This window comes from Bradyrhizobium sp. WSM2254 (assembly GCF_000472645.1).
In the GTDB taxonomy this organism is placed as follows: Bacteria; Pseudomonadota; Alphaproteobacteria; order Rhizobiales; family Xanthobacteraceae; genus Bradyrhizobium; species Bradyrhizobium niftali.
This window is the reverse complement of the sequence record NZ_AXAB01000003.1, coordinates 20,153-37,693: the sequence shown is the minus strand read 5'-3', so window position 1 is coordinate 37,693 and position 17,541 is coordinate 20,153. Positions and strand designations below refer to the sequence as shown.

The 17,541-nt window shown below is 64.9% G+C and carries 15 protein-coding genes; 7 read left to right on the top strand and 8 right to left on the bottom strand.

The features are described from left to right. Positions 1-55: 55 nt before the first annotated feature. The 5 genes from A3M7_RS0105080 (at position 56) to A3M7_RS0105060 (ending at position 3,594) form a co-directional block, all read left to right on the top strand. Entirely contained in the window at positions 56-667 is a 612-nt protein-coding gene (locus A3M7_RS0105080) for a hypothetical protein (RefSeq protein WP_027542948.1), read from the top strand. Beyond that, positions 654-1,274, top strand: a complete 621-nt coding sequence (locus A3M7_RS0105075) for a GNAT family N-acetyltransferase (protein WP_027542947.1) — start codon at positions 654-656, stop codon at positions 1,272-1,274. Before A3M7_RS0105080 ends, A3M7_RS0105075 begins: the two co-directional genes overlap by 14 nt. A 25-nt stretch (positions 1,275-1,299) precedes the next feature. Beyond that, positions 1,300-1,863, top strand: coding sequence for an isochorismatase family protein (locus A3M7_RS0105070; protein ID WP_027542946.1), 564 nt, complete (start codon positions 1,300-1,302; stop codon positions 1,861-1,863). A 34-nt stretch (positions 1,864-1,897) separates the two neighbouring features. Beyond that, positions 1,898-2,068 (top strand): hypothetical protein, encoded by a 171-nt coding sequence (locus A3M7_RS49530; RefSeq protein ID WP_167770582.1) that lies wholly within the window; start codon positions 1,898-1,900, stop codon positions 2,066-2,068. A gap of 143 nt (positions 2,069-2,211) precedes the next feature. Further along, on the top strand, positions 2,212-3,594 hold the full coding sequence (locus A3M7_RS0105060) for an aspartate aminotransferase family protein (protein WP_027542945.1): 1,383 nt from the start codon (positions 2,212-2,214) through the stop codon (positions 3,592-3,594). Between the two features lie 194 nt (positions 3,595-3,788). Here A3M7_RS0105060 and rnd read toward each other — a convergent pair whose 3' ends face one another. Further along, a complete protein-coding gene (gene rnd, locus A3M7_RS0105055) occupies positions 3,789-4,937 on the bottom strand; it encodes a ribonuclease D (protein WP_027542944.1) in 1,149 nt (382 codons plus the stop codon). 354 nt (positions 4,938-5,291) lie between these two features. Next, positions 5,292-6,191 (bottom strand): LysR substrate-binding domain-containing protein, encoded by a 900-nt coding sequence (locus A3M7_RS0105045; protein WP_027542943.1) that lies wholly within the window; start codon positions 6,189-6,191, stop codon positions 5,292-5,294. 102 nt (positions 6,192-6,293) lie between these two features. Between A3M7_RS0105045 and A3M7_RS0105040 the strand changes: the two genes are divergently transcribed. Continuing rightward, positions 6,294-7,283 carry a zinc-dependent alcohol dehydrogenase family protein gene (locus tag A3M7_RS0105040; RefSeq protein WP_027542942.1) on the top strand — a complete coding sequence of 330 codons (990 nt, stop codon included), beginning with the start codon at positions 6,294-6,296 and terminating at the stop codon, positions 7,281-7,283. A gap of 181 nt (positions 7,284-7,464) precedes the next feature. Here the strand turns inward: A3M7_RS0105040 and A3M7_RS0105035 are convergent, their stop codons facing one another. The 5 genes from A3M7_RS0105035 to A3M7_RS0105015 form a co-directional block, all read right to left on the bottom strand. Continuing rightward, positions 7,465-8,796 carry an ABC transporter substrate-binding protein gene (locus tag A3M7_RS0105035; protein ID WP_027542941.1) on the bottom strand — a complete coding sequence of 444 codons (1,332 nt, stop codon included), beginning with the start codon at positions 8,794-8,796 and terminating at the stop codon, positions 7,465-7,467. A gap of 11 nt (positions 8,797-8,807) precedes the next feature. Then, complete coding sequence (locus tag A3M7_RS0105030) at positions 8,808-9,677, bottom strand: carbohydrate ABC transporter permease (protein ID WP_027542940.1); 870 nt, start codon at positions 9,675-9,677, stop codon at positions 8,808-8,810. Then, entirely contained in the window at positions 9,674-10,624 is a 951-nt protein-coding gene (locus A3M7_RS0105025) for a carbohydrate ABC transporter permease (RefSeq protein ID WP_027542939.1), read from the bottom strand. Before A3M7_RS0105025 ends, A3M7_RS0105030 begins: the two co-directional genes overlap by 4 nt. Before the next feature lies 1 nt (position 10,625). Further along, entirely contained in the window at positions 10,626-11,477 is an 852-nt protein-coding gene (locus A3M7_RS0105020) for a phosphodiesterase (protein WP_027542938.1), read from the bottom strand. Positions 11,478-11,795: 318 nt separating this feature from the next. After that, a complete protein-coding gene (locus A3M7_RS0105015) occupies positions 11,796-13,271 on the bottom strand; it encodes a YdiU family protein (RefSeq protein WP_027542937.1) in 1,476 nt (491 codons plus the stop codon). A 197-nt stretch (positions 13,272-13,468) separates the two neighbouring features. On the opposite strand from A3M7_RS0105015, the gene aspS reads away from it, so the two are divergent. After that, on the top strand, positions 13,469-15,244 hold the full coding sequence (aspS, locus tag A3M7_RS0105010; protein ID WP_027542936.1) for an aspartate--tRNA ligase: 1,776 nt from the start codon (positions 13,469-13,471) through the stop codon (positions 15,242-15,244). Between the two features lie 152 nt (positions 15,245-15,396). On the opposite strand, the gene A3M7_RS0105005 is transcribed toward aspS, so the two are convergent. After that, the gene (locus tag A3M7_RS0105005; RefSeq protein ID WP_027542935.1) at positions 15,397-17,367 is read right to left on the bottom strand and encodes a hypothetical protein; all 1,971 of its coding nucleotides are present in this window, start codon (positions 17,365-17,367) and stop codon (positions 15,397-15,399) included. Between the last annotated feature and the right edge of the window lie 174 nt (positions 17,368-17,541).

Genomic DNA, 17,541 nt, shown 5'->3' with positions numbered 1-17,541 from the left:
TAAGCTCGACATAGCGGGGCACGAAAGCCGCAAACGATAGAAGGGCGATCAGGGTATGGAAAGGGGCTCCTTTGCCGCAAGGCATGATTTCGACGCGCTTCCTCTCAGTTCGGACGTCGATGTCCGTTGTGCGCAATTTTCTGAAATTGCCGCGCTTTCCGAGATGGCGCGCCGGCTGGTGCCCGGCGTGCAGATCGGGACGGCGGAGCTTGCAAAATACTTCACTTTCGATCCTCAAAGCATCCTGACTTTCAGCCGGAACGGCAAGCTGGTCGGTGGCATGGCCTTCCTGTTTCTGAGCGACCGCGGGCACGATGCGTTGTTGCTCGACGAGATATGTCTCACCGCGCCGGAGACGCACTATCTTGCCTCCGCGAGGGAGGAGGTTGCTGCCATCTACATCTGGGCGATCGCGGCGACGGGCCGCGGCATCGCTGGTCTCGGCAAGGCCGCGGCCCACCTGCGACAGCTAAGATTTCGCGGCGCGGATTGCTATGCGCAGCCGTCAACCGTGGCCGGACGCGACATCATGAGGGCGACCGGCTTCGAGCCGGTCCCGAGCTTCCAACCCGACCTGTGGTGCTACGAGCGTCCATGGCACCGGCACCCGATGCGCATGCCGGGCGCGATCATCCAAGCAAGGAGTGTTTCAGATGCACGGTACTAGGATTCCTCTCGCGAAGCCCGACTCCCGCGCCGTCACCATCCGCCTTGCGCGCGATCCCAACGATCTCATGCTTGTCACTGCGATCCGCTCGGCGGTCTATCTCGCCGAACAGGATTGCCCGTTCGAAGAGGAGTTCGACGGCAACGACATGGTGGCCGCGCATTTCATCGGCTTTGTCGGCAACGAGCCTGCGGGCTGCCTGCGGGTTCGCTTCTTCGGCGATTTCGCCAAGGTGGAGCGGCTCGCTGTGCGGCATCAATATCGGCGCTCGCGCGTCTCGTTCAAGCTGGTGCAGGCGAGCGTCGACTATGTGAAGCGCAAGGGGTTTCGCAAGATCTACGGCCAGGCGCAGGACCGGCTGGTCGATTTCTGGGCCCATTTCGGCGCCAAGCCGCTCGGCCACAATCGCAAGATCACCTTCTCGGATTTTTCCTACACGGAAATGCTGCTGGAGATCGAGCCGGGGCCGGACGCCATCACGCTGGACAGCGATCCTTACGTGATCATCCGTCCCGAGGGCGATTGGGACCGGCCGGGCGTGCTCGATGCCTCCGCCGGGCGGGCGGTGACCTCGCCGCTGCGGGACCTCGCGCTCGCCGATCGCTGAAACTGGTGCAGCTCTGCGCAAGACAATGCTGGCTTCCATCAACGATAATCCGCCCATCCTGGTCTGCGCGGATCTCCAGGTCGAATATCTGACCCCCGGGCGTCGCCATGTCATCCTCGACGGCGAGGCCGCCACCGCGCGCTGCCTGGAACTCCTGACGCTGTGGCGCGACAATCTCTGGCCGGTGATGCATCTGAAGCGCATCGCCCAGGCGGCCTGGTTCAATCCGGCATCCAGGCTGACGGATTGGATCGCCGAGACCAAGCCGCGGCCCGGCGAGATGACGTTCGAGCACCCGCTGCCCTCGGCCTACAGCTCGGCGCGGTTTGTGGATTACATGTCCAATATCCGCAATGTGCGCTGCGTCCTGATCGGCTTCTCCCTGGACGAGACCATCCTCGCCACCGCCGTCGACGGGTTTCACCGCAGCCATCATTATCAGGTGGTGGCGGACGCCGTGGCCTGCCGCCAGCCGGGCGCGGGCGATGCCGCCGCCTACAAGCATGCGGTAGTGAATGTCGTCGCTAACTTTGCTACAATCCAACCCAGCGCCGAACTGATCAGAAGCAGCGGCGCCGTCGCGGTGTAGGCGGCCGCGATCGACGGATGGATGGGGTGGGACATTGTCACGGGGAGACGAGCTCAAGGAGCTGGCAAGCGACCTGTCGCGGGCTGTCGAGACGGCGCGCCGCGTCGGCTTGCCCACGACGGTCTATCTGCTCTCGATGGCGCTGGTGGAGGTGCGGGAAGCCGCTGCTGCCGCCGACGAGGGTGATGACGACAGCGCAGCCTGAGAGCTGTTCCGTGTGCGGCTTTGTGCAACGCTGCTGAGCGCTTGCTGCCGACGAATTGGCGTTGCAAGTTCTGCATTCTCGCAATAGCCAAGTGATGACGCTGGCCGCGCCGGCGATGTGGCGACCTTGAGGATCTTTCGCAAATGTCCATGCTGCCGAATTCGCAAGAGGCCCGGGATGTGGCCTACCAGCTCCATCCCTACACCAACGCGCGCACCCATCAGCAGGCCGGTCCCCTGGTGATCGAGCGCGGCGAGGGCCCTTACGTCTTTGACGCATCGGGCAAACGCTATTTCGAGGCGATGGCGGGCCTGTGGAGCGTCGGGCTCGGCTTCAACGAGAAGCGCCTGGTCGAGGCTGCGCACAAGCAGATGCAGGCGTTGCCGTTCTACCACACGTTCTCCGCCAAATCGCACGGGCCCTCGATCGACCTCGCCGAGAAGCTGGTAGCGCTCGCGCCGGTGCCGATGAGCAAGGTGTTCTTCACCAATTCCGGCTCGGAGGCGAACGACACCGTCCTGAAGCTGATCGCCTATCGCTCCAATGCGCTCGGCCAGCCGCAGCGCAAGAAGGTGATCAGCCGCCTGCGCGCCTATCACGGCGTCACCATCGCGTCGGCCAGCCTCACGGGCCTGCCGAACAATCACCGCTCGTTCGACCTGCCGCTGCCGAACATCCTGCACACGGGCTCGCCGCACTTCTACAAGGACGGCGCCCCCGGCGAGAGCGAGGAGGCGTTCGCCACGCGCCGGGCCGAGGAGCTCGATGCGCTGATCCAGAAGGAGGGGCGGGATACGATCGCAGCCTTCTTCGGCGAGCCGGTGATGGGGGCGGGCGGCGTCATCGTGCCGCCGGCGACCTATTGGGACAAGATCCAGGCGGTCTTGAAGAAGTACGACATCCTGCTGGTCGCCGACGAGGTGATCTGCGGCTTCGGGCGCACCGGCAAGATGTTCGGCTGCGAGACCTATGGCATCAAGCCGGACGCGATCGTTGTCTCCAAGCAGATCACGTCGAGCTATTTCCCGCTGTCGGCGATCATCCTGAACGACCGTATGTTCGAGCCGATCGCGGACGAGAGCAACAAGATCGGCGTGCTCGGCCACGGTTTCACCGCGGGCGGTCATCCCGTCGGCTCGGCCATTGCGCTGGAAAACCTGAAGATCATCGAGGAGCGCGGCCTGGTTGCGCATGCCGCCGAACTCGGCGCCTACATGCAGGGCAAGCTGCGTGAGCTTGCCAGCCACCCGCTGGTCGGCGAGGTCCGCGGCGTCGGCATGATCGCAGCGCTCGAGCTCGTGATCGACAAGCAGCGCAAGACGGCAGCAGCGACACCCGGCGCCGTCGGCGGCATTGCCAGCCGCATGCTCCAGGAGCGCGGTGTGATCTCCCGCAACATGCTCGATGCCATCGCCATCTGCCCGCCGCTGATCGTCACGAAGAGCCAGATCGACGAGCTGGTGGCGGCGATATCGGGCGTGCTGATCGACATGAAGGCGGAAGTGGCGAAGCTGACGCCGGCGTAGAGCAAGTCGCGTCAGCTTTGGACGAAGCGACATGCCACAAATTCGGTGTCGTCCCGGCGAAGGCCGGGACCCATACCGCGTGATCTGTCGAGTGAGCGTGGGTAGGGGTACCGAACGACGAGTCTTCGCCAAATCCCTCCCTGGGGTTATGGGTCCCGGCCTTCGCCGGGACGACACTGGGAGGGACCACGCGCCTAAGCCCGCTGGACCCCGATCACGCGGCCTTTCTCGATCGCGAGCGCCAGCTCGCCGCGCTTGAGCTTCAGTGCGGCATCGCCGAACAGCTCGCGGCGCCAGCCGCGTAGCGCCGGCACGTCGGCCTCGTCACTGGCTGCGATCTCCTCGAGATCGTCGACGGTCGCGATCACCTTGCTTGCGACCGCATGCCGCTCCGCGGTCATCCGCAGCAGGACCTTCAAGAGCTCGACGATGGCTGCACCGTTGGAATTGTTGCGGGGCTTCTCCAGCTTCGGCAGCGTGGAGTGATCCCGCGCCAAGCCGCGCTCGACCGCAGCGACGATGTCCGCGCCCCATTTGGATTTCTCAAAACCCTTCGGCACGGAGCGCAGATGGGCGAGCTTCTCCAGCGTATTCGGCGCATGCGTTGCGATATCGCTGATGGCTTCATCACGCAGCACGCGGCCGCGCGGCACGTCGCGGCTCTGCGCCTCCTGCTCGCGCCAGGCCGCGACCTCCATCAGCACCGCGAGGTCCTTCGGCTTGCGGACCCGCGTCTTCAGCCGCTCCCAGGCGCGCTCGGGGTGGAAGTCGTAGGTGCGGGGCGAGGTCAGAACCTCCATCTCGATCGAGACCCATTCGCTGCGGCGGCGCTTCTTCAGGTCAGCATCGAGGGCCGCGAACACGTCGCGCAGATGGGTGACGTCGGACACCGCGTAGTGCATCTGCTCCTTGGTCAGCGGCCGGCGCGACCAGTCGGTGAAGCGATGGGTCTTGTCCGGGCGGTGGCCGGTGACCTTCTCGACCAGCGCGTCATAGGCGATGCTGTCGCCATAGCCGAGCACCATGGCCGCGACCTGGGTGTCGAACACCGGGTGCGGAATGATGTTGGCTTGGTGCCAGATGATCTCGATGTCCTGCCGGGCGGCATGGAACACCTTCAGCACGCCCTCGTTGCCCATCAGCTCGAAGAACGGCTTGAGGTCGATGCCCTCGGCGAGGGTGTCGATGACGATCGCTTCCTCGGGGCTGGCCATCTGCACCACGCACAACAGCGGGTAATAGGTGGTTTCGCGCAGGAACTCGGTATCGACTGTAATGACGGGGTGCTTGGCCAACCGGCTGCAGGCAGCCGCGAGGTCAGCGGTGGTGGTAATCAAATCCATGAACGGCCCATGACACTTGATATCAGCCGTTCTGCCGAAAGCGCTGTGATGTCAAGGGGCTCTAAGCGAATTCGAGCCTTGCATCGGGCCGGAATCGCCTGTTTCCGACGAAATTCCTATTCGTAGCGGACCCGGTTCGAGGATTTGCGGGCGCAGGGCAGCGCCACCACGACCACGCACATGGCGACCAAGGCCAGTCCCAGGAACTCGAAAACCAACAGATCCACGGCAAAATCCCCCGACAGAACCGTTAGACTTGTCGGGAGTGCGTTAAGGGTCTGTTAATTGTCGTGGTTACCGGCGGCAGGCCGGGCCGCATGGTGGACGGGGGGTTAATGGCGCGGACGACCGCCATCACGTCATCAGTTTCGGCATGGCGGCGGCGAGGGCGTCCACGGCGGCGCGGACCTTCAGCGGCATCCGTGGCGACCGTGGCCACAGGGCATGGCAGTCGTACAGGAATTCCGGCTGGCCGCCGAAGAGACCGACCAGCGCGCCGTTGTTGAGGCGTTCGCGGACCAGCCAGTAGGGTAGCCAGGCGAGCCCCATGCCCTGTGTCGCGGCATCCGCGATCGCCTCGAGATCGTCGAGTCTCAGCCTGCCAGCGGGCATGATCTCGCGCGGGGACTGGCCGTCCCGCGGAAACAGCCAAGGCCGGACGCGCCCGGAGCGGCGATAGATGATCGCCTGGTGGGCGGCGAGATCGTCGATCGATTTCGGCTTGCCATGGGCGCGCAAATAGGACCGCGCGCCGCACACCACCATTCGCTGGCGAGCGATGCGCCGCGCGGTCAGGCCGGATTCGTCGTCGAGATCGCCGGTCCGGATCGCAAGATCGTAGCCGGCCCCGACGATGTCAGCGATCGGATCGCCGAAGGAGAGATCGAGTTCGAGATGCGGATATCTGCGTGCAAGCTTCATCAGCAGGGGAGCGACGCAGTGCCGTCCCAGCAGGGCGGGCATGGTCACGCGCAGCTTGCCGCGCGGTTCGGATAGCTCGTCGAACACGGCGGCGTCGGCAGCTTCGGCCTCGCTGAGCACCGCACGGCAGCGCTCGTAATAGGCCTGGCCAGCTTCGGTCGGGCTCTGGCGACGCGTGGTGCGGTTGAGGAGGCGCACGCCGAGGCGCTCCTCAAGGAAGCGCACATGCTTGCCGACCATCGGTCCCGACATCTCGAAGGCATCGGCCGCAGCCGCAAACGAGCCAAGTTCGACGGCCCTGACGAACACGGCCATGCTGGTCAGGCGGTCCATATTGAAAACTCCTGGTTTCGACTGTTCGCTTGTTTGGGTGATTTATCCGCTTCCACGGGACCGGCATAGCTCCATTCAGTTCAACTGATTTGGAGTATGTCCATGACCCGCGCCGTTCGCTTTCACCGGCATGGCGGTCCCGAAGTGCTGCGCATCGAGACCGTCGACGTTCCGCCGCCGGCAATGGGCGAGGTGCAGATCCGGGTCCGGGCACTCGGTCTCAACCGCGCGGACGCATTGCTGCGGAGGGGCACGTATATCGAGCCCGCGAAATTTCCGTCCGGCCTTGGTCTGGAGGCGGCCGGCACCGTCGAGGCCGTCGGCGAAGGCGTGGCCGGCTTTGCGCCTGATGACACCGTGAGCATCGTGCCGCCGCTGTCGATGGTGCGATGGCCGGCCTATGCCGAGCTTGCGACGTTTCCGGCCGATCTCGTCGTGATGCATCCGCCCGAGCTTGGCTTCGAGGTCGCGGCTGCGGTGTGGATGCAGTACCTGACGGCCTACGGGGCACTGGTCGACATCGCCGGACTTCGGCGAGGGGACGTCGTCGCCATCACGGCCGCATCGAGCAGCGTCGGGCTTGCGGCCATCCAGATCGCGAACCGGATCGGCGCTGTCCCGGTCGCCCTGACGCGGACCTCGACGAAACGGCGCGCCTTGTGCGATGCCGGCGCCGCCCACGTGATCGCCTCGGATGAGGAAGACATCGGAGCGAGGCTCGCGGAGATCGCCGGTTCAGACGGCGTCCGCGTGGTCTTTGACGCCGTCGGCGGCCCCGCTTTCGAACCGCTGACTGCGGCGATGTCACGGGGTGGAATCTTGATCGAGTATGGTGGGCTGAGCCCCGAGCCGACACCGTTTCCGCTCTTCAATGTGCTGACCAAGAGCCTAGTCCTGCGCGGCTACCTCGTGCACGAGATCATCCGCGACCCCGCGCGCCTTGCGCGGGCGAAGGCGTTTATCCTCAAGGGTCTGTCGGACGGCACGTTGAAGCCGATCATCGCCAGGACGTTCCGGTTCGAGGAGATCGTCGAGGCGCATCGCTTCCTCGAGTCGAACAATCAGTTCGGCAAGATCGTGGTGACGATCTAAGGCCGTAGTGCCGTAGGGTGGGCCAAGCGAAGCGTGCCCACCATCTTTAAGTAGAGTCGAGGCGGAGATCGTGGGCACGGCGCTGTGCGACTTTGCCCACCCTACGAGATTTGAAGCTCCAAATGAATTCGGCGCTCCGCATGACGGAGCGCCGAAGTTCGTTTGGGGGTTATCGTCTTCCTTACGGCAGCTTCAGCGACGTTTCCGCGTTGTACGGCTTGAGCGTCTCGTCGGCGGCCTTCTGGGCGGCGATGAGGGCCTCCTTCGGCTGCTTCTTGCCGTTGAGGACCAGCATCACCTCGTCCTCGAGGTTCTTGCGCACCGGCACGGTCTTGTAGGTCGCGAACCAGGGCTTGGCGACGTCGAGCTGCTCGACGGCGGTCTTGGCGTCCGGGTTCTTGCTCAGGAACTCGACCATGTCAGGCGTCTTGTAGGCGGCCATGTTGGGCGCGAAATAGCCGGTGGCGCGGCTCCACCAGGCGCTCTTCTCGGGCGAGGTCATCCACTTGATCAGCGTCCACGCGGCCTTCTGCTTGTCGGCTTCGAGACCGGCCGGAACGATCAGCGAGGCGCCGCCGATCGGCACGGCGTTGCGGACGTTGCGCGGGATGAAGGCGACCTTGTAGTTGAACTTGGCGTTGTCGCGCACATAGGTCAGCGAGCCCGTGGACAGCATGATCATCGCGGCGTTGCCGGAGATGAAGGAGGTGCTGACGGCCGGACCGGGCGTCGCGCCGGGCGGATGCACCTTGTGCTTGCTGACGAGGTCGTTCCACCAGGTCAGCGCGCCGAGCATCGAGGGCGTGTCGTAATAGACCTCGCCGCCGAACTCCTCGTTGTAGTAGCGCCCGCCATTGCTCATGGTGAGCGTTTCCATCATCCAGCCGCAATAGTCGTAGGCGCAGGGGATCGCGATGCCCCATTGGGTCACCTTGTCGCCCTCGCGCTTGGTCAGCTTCTTGGCCCAGTCGGTCAGCTCGGCCCAGGTCTGCGGCGGCTTGCTCGGATCGAGGCCGGCTTCCTTGGCCTTGTCGGCGTTGATGTAGAGCAGCGGCGTCGAATTGTGGAAGGGCACGCCATAGACCGAGCGGTTGATCACCGCGTTGCCCTGGAGCGCCGGGAAGAACTGGCCCAGGAATTGTTCCTTGGTGGTGCCGTCGGCGGCAATCAGGGAATCCAGATTGGTGAGCTCGTTCTCGATCTGCATGTCCAGGAGGAAGTTCGCCGACATGATCACGGCGGAGGGCGGCTTGCCGGCCTTGATCGCGGCGCGCGTCTTGATCAGCGTGTCGTCATAGGAGCCGGTGTAGACCGCGGTCGCCTTGATGGCGGGATGGGTCTCGTTGAACTCCTTGATCAGGGTGCCCATGTCGCGGGCGAGCTTGCCGTCGACGGGGACGGGGAAGAACAGGTCGATCTCGGTCAGACCTTCGGCCAGCGCCGGGAAGGCGAGAGCCCCTGCCATAGTGCCTACCATGGCGAGGCCGAGCATGAGCCTGCGGGAAAACAGCATCGAAAAATCTCCTATTTGATGCCTGAGGTGACGAAAGAGCTGATGAAGCGCTTCTGGAAGATCAGGAAGGTGACGAGCAGCGGCGCGATCACCATCAGCGTGCCGGCGGCGATGGTGCCCCAGGCCTGGGTGCCTTCCGCCGTTGCGGTGAAGACGGACAGACCGACCGTGAGCGGCCGCTTGTCCGGCGAGTTGATCACCATCAGTGGCCACAGGAAGTCGTTCCAATGGCTGGTGACCGAGATGATCGCGAAGGCGGAAAAGCTCGGCATCGACAGCGGCACGTAGATGTGGCGGATGCGCTGGAACAGGCTGGCGCCGTCGATCAGCGCGGCGTCTTCCAGCTCGGTCGGGATCGCCTCGAAGGCCTGGCGCATCAGGAAGGTGCCGAAGGCAGAGGCGAAGAACGGCATCATCACGCCGGTCAGCGTGTCGTAGAGGCCGAGCTGTGCGACCAGGCTCAAATTCGGCACGATCAGCAGCACCGGCACCAGCATGAGCTGCATCAGGAACAGATAGAAGATCAGCGTCTTGCCGGCGAATTCGAGGCGCGCAAAGGCAAAGCCGGCCAGCGTGATCGTCACGAACTGCACCAGCAGGATGCCGGTGCAGATGATGGTGGTGTTGAGAGCGTAGCGCGGGAAGTCACCGATCTCCCAGGCATCCCTGACATTGTCGAGCGTCGGCTTCAGGCTCGGCATCAGCTCGGCCATGGCGTTGATCCCGTCCGAGGCAGGGCGCAGCGTCGCAACGCCCATCCAGAGAAAGGGGATGAGCCAGATGATCGCGAGCAGCACGGTCAGCGCAAAGCCGAGCTTTGGCGTGATCTCGCCCCTGGTGGCGAGCGGGGCGTCCTTGAACAGCCGGTCGATCAATTTCATGGCCCGCCCTCCCGGTTCGCCATCGTCCGGAACGAGAGCGCGGTGAGGCCCATCAGCGCGGCGAGCGTCAGCAACGTGGCGGCCGATGCCTTGCCGATGTCGTAGTGCTCGACGGCCTGCTGATAGATGTAGAACAGCACGAGATTGGTCGCGTTCGACGGCCCGCCCTTGGTCATGACGAAGACATGGTCGACCTGCGTCACCGCGTTGAGGGTCGCGATCACGGTGACGAACAGGAAGGTGGGCTTGAGCTCGGGGAGGATGATGTGGCGCAGGCGCTGCCATGGTCCCGCGCCGTCGAGATGCGCCGCCTCCATCACGTCCTCCGGCACGGCCTGGAGTCCAGCCAGGAAGAACAGCATGTAGTAGCCGGCGTTCTTCCAGATGGTGATGACCATGATCGCGTAGAGCGCGATGTCGGAATCACCGAGCCAGTTCGGCAGCACCGGCAGCAGGCGGCCGATGTAATAGTCGAGCAGGCCGACATTCGGCAGGAAGATGAACAGGAACAGCGCGGACGCCGCGACCATCGGGATCAGCACCGGCAGGAACAGCGCGGCGCGCAGCACGCTGTTCACGGCGTTGGTGCGCGACAGCGCCAGCGCAAACAAGAGCGCCAGGCCGATGCTCGGGATCGCGGTGCCGACGGCATAGACGAGGTTGTTGACAACCGCGCCGATGAAGGCGGGGTCGGCGAGCACCGCGTTGATGTTCTCAAGGCCGACGAAGCGGACCGGCGCCTTGGGCGTGGCGCGCTGATACAGCGCGTCGACGAAGACGCGTCCCATCGCGCCATAGGTGAACAGCGCGAGAAAGACCAGCGAGGGCAGCAGCAGCAAATAGGCAGGCAGCGAGGCTTTGAAGCGGGTGGAGAACCGCTTCAGGACGTGCAGGCGCGGTGCCGCCGAAGTCGCGACCGGGAGAGCCGCGGGTTCAGCGAGGCTCATCTCATCGCGCCGGGAAATTGAGCGCATAGTCGCGGCCGTCCACTCCCGCCGGGGGCTCGAAGGGGAAGCGCAGACTGGTGTCGAGGAAGTCGTGACTGTGCACGACCAGGTTCTCGCCGTCGATCAGCACCACGCCATAGGCCGGCGGCTCATGGCTGGCGAGATGGTCGGTCGCGGCAGCGTCGAGCTCGAACCAGACCTGGTGGTTGGTGCCGCGGAGCGTCGAGAACGGGATCTTGCCGTAGCTGCCGAAGATCGGCCGGTGCACATGGCCGAAGAAGAGGTGGCGGATGCGCGAACGATAGGGCGCGATCACCTCGGCGAATTCCGCGCTCTGTGCCAGCGAGATCTCGTCCATCGCGTGGACGCCGACCGGGAAGGGCGGATGATGCATGAAGACGACGAAAGGCATGTCGGCCGGCGCTGCGGCCAGCGTGCTCGCGAGCCAGCCGAGGCGCTTGGCGCACATCTCGCCGGCGTGGCTGGTCTCGTCCAGCGTGTCCAGGAACACGAACTGGCCGTGTTCGGTGGTGCGGGTCCCCTGCACGAAGCCGTTCGGATCGCGCGGCGCGGCCTTCAGGCCGTCGAGGCAGGCCACGCGCTTGTCGTGGTTACCGACCATGGCGATGTAGGGCATCTTCAGCGCGGCCATGGCGTCTGCGAAATTGGCGTAGGATTCAGGCTCGCCCCAATGGGTGAGGTCGCCGGTCACCACCGCGAAGGCAGCGTCGGACTGGTGCTTGTTGATGTCGGCAATCGCCGCGTCCAGACGGGCGCGCGGATCGAGGCCGTAGAGCTTCAGCCCGGGGTTCGCGAGATGCGTGTCGGTGATGTGGATGAATTTGAAGGGCATGGCACGCTGTCAGGGCTGTTGGAGGTTGGTCGCCTCCGGCAACCTGCCAGCCCGTTAGAGCGCGAGTGTTTCAGTTTGATGACAGCGGTTCCGGCGGGCAGAACGTGTCCACAAGGAGGCAGCCGTAGGGTGGATTAGCCGAAGGCGTAATCCACCACTGTGAGCCAACTTCAAGTTGTGCTATTCACTCGTGATGTCGAACTACCGCCGCGCATTAGCCTCTGGGGGCTGTTGGTTCTTTACGGTGAATCTGCTCGACCGGCGGAAAGTGGTGGATTACGCCTTCGGCTAATCCACCCTACGCACCGAGCTTGTCGCTCACGTCCCGCAGAACGTCTGCAACACGCGCTGATCCGGCAGCGGTGGATCGGCGTAGGCCGCGTAGTCCGGCTGGTCCTCGAACGGCTTCGCCAGCACCGTCACTAGCTCCTCGAACGGCGCGTAGTTGTCATCGTTGACGGCGGCCTGGATCACCGCCTCGACGCGGTGGTTGCGCGGGATGAAGATCGGGTTGACGGCGTTCATGGCGGTCTGCCGCTCGGCGGCGGATTGCGGCTCGGCCGCGAGACGCCCGCGCCAGCGCCGGGCCCATTCATCGAAGGCTGCGGGATCCATGAACTCTGCGCGCGCGTCATCCGCAGCCGGATCGCCGGCGGCATCACCGAGTCTGCGGAAGGTCAGGGTGAAGTCGGCCTGGTTCTTCGCCATGGCGTCGAGCAGGTCCTGGATCAGGGCCTCGTCGCCGTCGCGCTCCGTGAACAGGCCAACCTTTTTGCGCAGGCCTGCCTGATAGGCCTTGCTGAATGTCTCGGGGAATACGCCGAGAAGCTCCTGCGCCTGCTCGACCGCCTTGTCCTGCTCTTCGCCGAACAGCGGCAGCAGGCACTCGGCGAGCCGGGTCAGGTTCCACAGCGCGATGCGCGGCTGGTTGGCATAGGCATAGCGGCCCATCTCATCGATCGAGGAGAACACCTGCGCGGGGTTGTAGGCATCCATGAAGGCGCACGGGCCGTAGTCGATGGTCTCGCCCGAGATCGAAGAATTGTCGGTGTTCATCACGCCATGGATGAAGCCGACCAGCAGCCAGCGCGCGACGAGCTCGGCCTGGCGCGCGACGACGCCGGCAAGCAGCGCGTGATACGGCCGCTCGGTGCCTGATAGCTCTGGGTAGTGGCGGGCGATGACGTGATCGGCGAGCCGGCGGATCGCGTCGGTATCGCGGCGGACGGCAAAGAACTGGAAGGTGCCGACGCGGATATGGCTCGAGGCGACGCGGGTCAGCACGGCGCCGGGCAGCGCGGTCTCGCGGATGACGTGCTCGCCGGTGACGACGGCGGCAAGCGAGCGTGTGGTCGGAATGCCCAGCGCGTACATCGCTTCACTGACGATGTATTCGCGTAAGACGGGCCCGAGCGCAGCGCGGCCGTCGCCGCGGCGGGAGAACGGGGTGGGGCCCGAGCCCTTGAGCTGGATGTCGCGGCGGACGCCGTCCCGGTCGATGACCTCGCCGAGCAGGATCGCTCGTCCGTCGCCGAGCTGGGGTACGAACTGCCCGAACTGGTGGCCGGCATAGGCCATGGCGATAGGGTCGGCTCCATCAGGAACCGTCTTCCCGGCCAGGATTTCGGCGCCCTCGGGGGTCTCCAAGAGGTCCGGATCGAGCCCGAGCTGGACCGCCAAGGGCCGGTTCAGCTTGATCAGCCGGGGGGCAGCAACAGGGGTCGGCGCGACGCGGGCGAAGAAGCTGTCCGGCAGCGCCGAATAGGAGTTCTGGAAGGGGAAATGGACGGTCATGGAGGTAAAGATAGGCGGGGAACGCCTGATGGCAAAGGCTTGAGGCCCAATCGGCCCAAAATGGGCCTTCCGGGCCCAAAACAGCCCGTTCCGTTGGTTGCCGCCTTGGGCCTCGTCGGGTAAACCCTGCCGCAACTTTCGGACCGGCCACCTCAGCCGTTCGATTCGCTTCCTCCGACACTGATTTTGGGACGACCATGCATCGCTACCGGTCACATACATGCGGCGCGCTCCGCGAGAGCAACATTGGCGAGACGATCCGCCTCTCGGGCTGGGTCCATCGCGTTCGCGACCATGGCGGCGTGCTGTTCATCGACCTGCGCGACCATTACGGCCTGACCCAGTGCGTGGTCGACCCGGACTCGCCGGCGTTCTCGCTGGCCGAAAAGCTGCGCTCGGAATTCGTGGTCAAGATGGACGGCAAGGTCCGCCGCCGCCCCGAAGGCACCGACAATGACGATCTGCCGACCGGCAAGGTCGAGATCTATGTCAGCGAGATCGAGGTGCTGGGTCCGGCCGGCGACCTGCCGCTGCCCGTGTTCGGCGACCAGGAATACCCTGAAGACATCCGCCTGAAATACCGCTTCCTCGATTTGCGCCGCGAGAAGCTGCACCAGAACATCATGACGCGCGTCGAAATCATCAAGTCGATGCGCAGGCGCATGGAGGGGCAGGGCTTCTTCGAGTTCAACACCCCGATCCTGACCGCGTCCTCGCCGGAAGGTGCGCGCGACTTCCTGGTGCCGTCGCGCATCCATCCGGGAAAATTCTACGCGTTGCCGCAGGCGCCGCAGCAGTACAAGCAGCTGCTGATGATGAGCGGCTTCGACCGCTACTTCCAGATCGCGCCGTGCTTCCGCGACGAGGACCCGCGCGCCGACCGCCTGCCGGGCGAGTTCTACCAGCTCGACGTCGAGATGAGCTTCGTCACGCAAGAGGACGTCTTTGCGGCGATGGAGCCTGTGATCACCGGCGTGTTCGAGGAGTTCGCCAAGGGCAAGCCGGTGAGCAAGAACTGGCGCCGGATTCCGTTCGCCGAGGCGCTGCGCAAATACGGCAGCGACAAGCCCGACCTGCGCAACCCCATCGAGATGCAGGACGTCTCCGAACACTTCCGCGGCTCCGGCTTCAAGGTGTTCGCGCGCATGCTCGAAGACCCCAAGAACCAGGTCTGGGCGATCCCGGCACCGGGCGGCGGCAGCCGCGCCTTCTGCGACCGCATGAATTCGTGGGCGCAGGGCGAGGGCCAGCCGGGCCTTGGCTACATCATGTGGCGTGAGGGCGGCGAAGGCGCCGGTCCGCTTGCGAACAACATCGGGCCCGAGCGCACCGCTGCGATCCGCGCGCAGATCGGCGTCAAGGAAGGCGATGCCGCCTTCTTCGTCGCCGGCGATCCCGACAAGTTCTGGAAGTTCTCTGGTCTTGCCCGCAACAAGGTCGGCGAGGAATTGAACCTCACCGACAAGGAGCGGTTCGAACTCGCCTGGATCGTCGACTTCCCGATGTACGAGTACAACGAGGACGACAAGAAGGTCGACTTCTCGCACAACCCGTTCTCGATGCCGCAGGGCGGCCTCGAGGCGCTGAAGGGCCAGGATCCGCTGACCATCAAGGCGTTCCAGTACGACATCACCTGCAACGGCTACGAGATCGCCTCCGGCGGCATCCGCAACCATGTTCCGGAAGCGATGGTGAAGGCGTTCGAGATCGCAGGTTACGGCGAGCAGGAAGTGGTCGAGCGCTTCGGCGGCATGTACCGCGCCTTCCAGTACGGCGCGCCGCCGCATGGCGGCATGGCCGCGGGCGTCGACCGCATCGTGATGCTGCTCTGCGGCACCACCAATCTGCGCGAGATCTCGCTGTTCCCGATGAACCAGCAGGCCATGGACCTCCTGATGGGCGCACCCTCGGAAGCTACGACCAAGCAGCTCCGCGAGCTGCATGTGCGGGTGAACCTGCCGCAGAAGAGCTGAGGCTGCTTCGCCTCTCCCCGCTTGCGGGGGAGGGCGCCACGATTCGTCATGCCCGGGATTGTCCCGGGCATTCACGTTTTTGGGATGCCGCAGCAAAGAACGTGGATGGCCGGGACAAGCCCGGCCATGACGGTGGGGGATTCTGATGCCGCCTACAGTCCCGTCGACGCCTCGATCCGGAACTGCGCGAGCGCGACGATCGGCTCGCTGCTCAGGACATCCATGAGCTGAAGCACCGGCACCTTGCCGAGCGGCGTCAGCTTGATGGTGAGCGTTTGCCCTGACGTCTCGACGAAGCCGGCGAGGGCATCGACCGCCGCCTTGGCGCCGAGATTGGCGGCCGCGATCTTCTCACCCTGTGCCCGGATCATCTCGGCGATGGCGCCGCGCGTCGCGTCGCGGCTGACATTCTGCATGCGCGAATACTGCGCCACGACCAGATCGACGACGCCGTTGTCGCGCAAGGAGAGCTCGATCGCGCCGGCTTCGATCTGTCCGGCCTGGCTCATGGCCTGCACCGGGTCGGCCGTGAACACGCTGCGCGGCACGTTGGCGAGCGCGAGGCGGAGCTGCGCCTTGGCGAGGTTGCCGAGGTCGATGGTGGCCGGCGCGAGCGCCAGCGCGCCGGAGGACTCCGTCCAGGCTGCGCCGAGATCGAGGTTGATCGCCAGCTTGTCGATGCCGGCCATCGTCAGCGGCAGCTGCGTGGGATTGGCCGGATCGGTGGGGGCGACCATCTTCACGACCAGGTTGGCCTTGCTCGGGATCGACCCGACCAGCTGGCCCCAGTTCAGGCTGATCGTGTCGATGGTGACCAGCTGCCGTGTGTTCTTGTAGGGCGAGACCACGCCTTTGATCTCGGCGCCTTCGAGCACCTGGAACAGGCCCAGCATCTGATCGGGCGAGGGCGCCTGCCCGGGCGTGGTGAGGCTCGCGGCCCAACGCATCAGGTTCGCGAGGCTGAGCGATTTGAGCGCGAAGCGCTCCATCTTCACTTGCCCTTGCGGCGTCGGCGCATCGAGGCCTTCGAGCGCGAACTCGCCCTCCTGGTACCTGATCGCCCTGAGCCGGGGCGTCCCTTGCGGGGTCGTCATCGACATGGTGCCGATCTCGATCTTGCCGACGCGAAGGCCCTCATAGAGGCCGGCGAGCTTCTCCATCATCTCGCGCGATTGCGCCGGGGTCGGCTGAACGTAGCGGTCGGTCGGCAGCAGTGCGAGAATCTCGGCCGGCCGGAATTTCGACGGCCGGACCGCGATATCGGCGATCGCGATGCCATCCACCTGCATCCGCATGCCCCGCGTCGACGTCGCCACATAAGTGCCGCTCGACATTTGTCCGTAAACGCGGTGGTAGCTGTCGTCGCTCGCCTTCTGCGGATCGAGGGCGGCGGCGATTGCGGTCGAGTCGAATTCATTGACGATGATGTCGGACATCTCGCCGGTCAGCTTGTCCGCCTTGCCGGCCTGCTCCACGTTGATCGTGAAGGTGGCGCGGTCGGCCTTCATCGCGTCGACCTTGCCCTTGCCGAGCTTCTGGATCGCCAGACCCGAATAGACGACCTCGCCGCTGCCGGCCGCGCCTTTGCCGGCATCGAAGGCGACGGTGAGGGTCGGGGCCGCGATGGAAGATGCGGTCACGCTCGCATACTGATCGAGCACAAATCGGTACAAGTCGATCAGGGAGCCTGACGCCGGCGCATTCTGGGCGTGAACAGGGCCCGCGCAGTCCCGCACGATCATCTGCGGGACCTTGTAGGAGGTCTTCAGCTTCCCCGGGCCGACCTCGTCCAGCGCGACCTCGAAACCGGAGATCTCGATGCTGTCGGCTGCAAAGCGGCTCTCATCGGCCTGGCGGACGCCCACGCCCTTGATGCCGGCGATCTTGATGTGTGCCTGCGGCTGCCCGGCGGGATCGACTGCGATGTCCTCGATCGTCAGCGTCCGGCTCGTCACGTCGAACGCCACCTTGCCGTGGCTTGCCTTGCCGCCCTGGCTGCGGATCTTGTCGAAGACGGCCTCGATCTCCTGGGTGGCGCGATGCCTGGCATAGAGGTCGAAGCCGAACCATCCGCCCGCGCCGAGCACGGCGAGTGCGATCAGGCCGATCAGGATCCGCTTCATTCTCAGCTCCAGTTGCTCGTTTTGCACTGCGCAACCTGCCATATTCGCAAAGCCCGGGGCGGTCCAGGGAAAGCTATGGTTTTCAAATATTTGACCGCGCGGCCTGTTGATGGGGGCGGAATCGGATGTTGCCACCGGGGCGCCGGCCGTGCTTCATCCCGTTTCCATGACCCG

What these genes read in the sequence shown, in the direction of transcription:
- A3M7_RS0105035 (WP_027542941.1), bottom strand. Translation starts at nt 8,796, where the DNA reads ATGCTGTTTTCCCGCAGGCTCATGCTCGGCCTCGCCATGGTAGGCACT.
- A3M7_RS0105070 (WP_027542946.1), top strand. Translation starts at nt 1,300, where the DNA reads ATGCTGGCTTCCATCAACGATAATCCGCCCATCCTGGTCTGCGCGGAT.
- A3M7_RS0105075 (WP_027542947.1), top strand. Translation starts at nt 654, where the DNA reads ATGCACGGTACTAGGATTCCTCTCGCGAAGCCCGACTCCCGCGCCGTC.
- A3M7_RS0105020 (WP_027542938.1), bottom strand. Translation starts at nt 11,477, where the DNA reads ATGCCCTTCAAATTCATCCACATCACCGACACGCATCTCGCGAACCCC.
- A3M7_RS0105025 (WP_027542939.1), bottom strand. Translation starts at nt 10,624, where the DNA reads ATGAGCCTCGCTGAACCCGCGGCTCTCCCGGTCGCGACTTCGGCGGCA.
- A3M7_RS0105080 (WP_027542948.1), top strand. Translation starts at nt 56, where the DNA reads ATGGAAAGGGGCTCCTTTGCCGCAAGGCATGATTTCGACGCGCTTCCT.
- A3M7_RS0105015 (WP_027542937.1), bottom strand. Translation starts at nt 13,271, where the DNA reads ATGACCGTCCATTTCCCCTTCCAGAACTCCTATTCGGCGCTGCCGGAC.
- A3M7_RS0105005 (WP_027542935.1), bottom strand. Translation starts at nt 17,367, where the DNA reads ATGAAGCGGATCCTGATCGGCCTGATCGCACTCGCCGTGCTCGGCGCG.
- aspS (WP_027542936.1), top strand. Translation starts at nt 13,469, where the DNA reads ATGCATCGCTACCGGTCACATACATGCGGCGCGCTCCGCGAGAGCAAC.
- A3M7_RS0105040 (WP_027542942.1), top strand. Translation starts at nt 6,294, where the DNA reads ATGACCCGCGCCGTTCGCTTTCACCGGCATGGCGGTCCCGAAGTGCTG.
- A3M7_RS0105030 (WP_027542940.1), bottom strand. Translation starts at nt 9,677, where the DNA reads ATGAAATTGATCGACCGGCTGTTCAAGGACGCCCCGCTCGCCACCAGG.
- A3M7_RS0105060 (WP_027542945.1), top strand. Translation starts at nt 2,212, where the DNA reads ATGTCCATGCTGCCGAATTCGCAAGAGGCCCGGGATGTGGCCTACCAG.
- A3M7_RS0105045 (WP_027542943.1), bottom strand. Translation starts at nt 6,191, where the DNA reads ATGGACCGCCTGACCAGCATGGCCGTGTTCGTCAGGGCCGTCGAACTT.
- rnd (WP_027542944.1), bottom strand. Translation starts at nt 4,937, where the DNA reads ATGGATTTGATTACCACCACCGCTGACCTCGCGGCTGCCTGCAGCCGG.